The following is a 2,745-nucleotide window of genomic DNA, read 5'->3' as shown; positions in this document are numbered from 1 at the left end:
GACATTCAATATCATTTACCCACCATTTTTCAGTAGCTTCATTGTATGGATAATCTCTTGTTTGAACCGGATGCGTTGCTTTTTGCTCCTCTGTAAGTTTACCTGCATGCTGAAATTCCCATGGATCCTTCATGGCAGATTCATAATCCTTAACATGCTCGATGTTCATTCCGCGTTCCAACATCAAAACTCGTAATCCTTTTTCGGTAAGCTCTTTTGCAGCCCAACCACCGCTAATACCAGATCCTACAACAATAGCATCATATGTATTCTGTTTTTTTAAATCAGTATTTATATTCACTTGTAGTATTTTTTTTTGATTTTTAAAATATTTTAAGATAGCCGATATCAATATGAAATTAGTTTGTTGCCCAAGCTTTTTGTCCTGGTTTATAGTCCGCACTTCCATCATATCTACCAGGAACTGGAAGGTATTCTCGCGCTTGAGTACAACCTATTTCTGATGAAAAATAACCTAGTATAGTTAAATCACGTGCAATCAAAAAGAAAGAAGGAGCTTTATCATTGGCAATCGTCTCATTTTTTAAGTCAGTCATTATCTTCTGACGTTCTTCAATTGACATCGCCAAGAAATCTTTATTGAAGTTTTTCAAACATTTTGCTTGCATGTCTTTCATCCCCGAAGCAAAAATTTCTTGCATTTTTGCTGGATAGCAATCTCTAATCATCATAGGAATAAAAGCCCCGAGTCCCGCAGCTTTTGCTCCAGGTGACGATGCTGTAGTAGGTATAATGATATCGGCAAATTCAGCAAGCAACTCTTCATCTTTGGCAGAAAATGAAACATGATTCTTTTCTATTTCAGGTAAAGTAAAACTTTCAAATAAAATGCCCATCGAGGTTACTGAGATTGCGCTTCCCATCAAAAACGCAACATTTTTAAGTGCTTCTCTTCTATTCATTTGTCAAATTGTTAGATATGTCTATTATTTTAATGTAAATATGTAATTATTACAACCTTTCAATATTACTAAATTTACTACTATAATCGTAAAATTATATAGGGAAGTATGCAATTATTATCAAATAATTATTATTTTTTGAAAATTTAATCTATATGTTTATGATTTTTGATTGGATACAATTTTAAATTGCTATTTATGCAACCAAAAAAAAATATTTTAATTAGAATCATCATAAAAAAAAGCTTATTAATTAAAAATTTATCAGGTTTATCTTGTTAAATAAATTTGAAAATCAATAAATTAGATTTCATTGCTTAAAAAAGAAACAATAAGAATAGTGTTTTACCTTAAAAAGTAGTGTAGGAAAAAACCATTAAAGTTATATCTCAAAAATATTTTACAAGAAACGAAAATATTAAAAAAAAATAGAATGTTTAGAATATATAAAAAATAGAATTACTACTACAAAATGCCAGCGATATAAAGTAGAAAATACCTTTATCGCTCTAACAATCCTATAATCCCGCCAACCCAATCTTTGTCTTTATTGAATTTAACGCCAATCATTTCGCCTCGACTCAATCGGACTAAATTGCAAAGTAGAGTAGGTGTACTATCTTCTTTTTTCCAAACACAAAGTACACGAACTTCGGCTTTTACTTTTCCGTCCGGAGATTGGACAATCGGAATGTAGTTTACTTTTTTCTGAAGAATATAAAGCTCTTTGTCAACTACTGCTTGGATATCTTCTTTTTTTACATGAAAAATGACACCTGTTCCCGAGAATGAAAATAAAGGTTTAAGCACATAATTTTCTAAATCTTCCGGAATTTCTTTTAGATCACTTACTAAAGTAGTTTCTATGAAATATTTTCCTTTTAAGAAAGGTAAAATAAACTTACTGATTCTGAAAAACCAGTTAGGATGCCCTGCCCGTTCTACATCTAAATCATCTGAAAAATGGAAATTTAGCTTCAAATCAGTTCTCAAATCTAATTCATCAAAAATAACGCGATTGTAGATTCGTTTTACCAGAATTTCATCGCCATTTTCATTTTTATAGAATAGTTTCTTTCCTTTTTTGATTAGTTCTGTCACGCAAATTATTGGAATCCCAATATCTCTGTGGCAATAATAAAAGTCAATTTTTGTATTTTGCTTTTCCGGTTCAATTTCAAGCAGAATTACATTCTCTTTAGGATGATTGTTACAGATAACTTCTTCAAGAATTGAGAGATATTCCTGTGGTTCAATTCCGTTAAAGAATGGCGTTAATTCACTAAGAAAAGGATAATGATTTTTGAATTTCTCATATAAATTAAATTGGTAATTATATAGAGAAGGAAAACCTTGCACTTCAATTAATTTAGGTATAACTATGCCATGTTCTTCACAAATTCCAAAATCAATAGCTAAAAAGGTGGTATGTTCGTCCTCGTTTAGAACTTTATGATTTAATTCTAATGCTTTATCAGTAAGACCCTTAAAGTTGTCTTGTTTAATTAAAGCTATAACTTCATTACATCCTTCAATCAATTGTTCTTTTAATTCATTTGAAATAAAAAATGGCGTTTCGGCTACTCGAAAAGTGGGCATATAATCAAAATCGGAAGCAATATCATCTTTAAATTCTTGATATTTTTTATTTGTAAATTGAGTATTAAATAACTCCCGATATTTTAAAATCATATACTAAAATTTTCTAATTAGATAACATCTTCTTTGTTTTCATCAAATCATTTATGGCAATTCTAAGGAAATTTGGAATTAAAGTTTCGTTAGTTCTGTAGATTTTATCGTCGTCCATTAAATCTTCCAG

General features: G+C 30.2%; 3 protein-coding genes. All 3 read right to left on the bottom strand.

Annotation, left to right across the window (positions count from 1 at the left end):
* The coding region (locus tag ACH2BP_RS12715) for an NAD(P)-binding protein (RefSeq protein WP_395060476.1) at positions 1 to 352 on the bottom strand (352 nt) is incomplete at its 3' end.
* Between the two features lie 7 nt (positions 353 to 359).
* Positions 360 to 923 (bottom strand): gluconate 2-dehydrogenase subunit 3 family protein, encoded by a 564-nt coding sequence (locus ACH2BP_RS12710; protein WP_395060474.1) that lies wholly within the window; start codon positions 921 to 923, stop codon positions 360 to 362.
* A gap of 501 nt (positions 924 to 1,424) precedes the next feature.
* A complete protein-coding gene (locus ACH2BP_RS12705) occupies positions 1,425 to 2,615 on the bottom strand; it encodes a hypothetical protein (protein WP_395060472.1) in 1,191 nt (396 codons plus the stop codon).
* Positions 2,616 to 2,745 lie beyond the last annotated feature (130 nt).

Origin of the sequence: Flavobacterium sp. (assembly GCF_043756175.1) — a bacterium.
Classification (GTDB): Bacteria; Bacteroidota; Bacteroidia; order Flavobacteriales; family Flavobacteriaceae; genus Flavobacterium.
The sequence above is the reverse complement of the archived record's forward strand: the minus strand, read 5'-3'. Positions and strand labels throughout refer to the sequence as shown.

Bases quoted from the DNA above. Each gene is read 5' to 3' on its own strand.
- ACH2BP_RS12710 (WP_395060474.1), bottom strand. From the start codon at position 923: ATGAATAGAAGAGAAGCACTTAAAAATGTTGCGTTTTTGATGGGAAGC.
- ACH2BP_RS12705 (WP_395060472.1), bottom strand. From the start codon at position 2,615: ATGATTTTAAAATATCGGGAGTTATTTAATACTCAATTTACAAATAAA.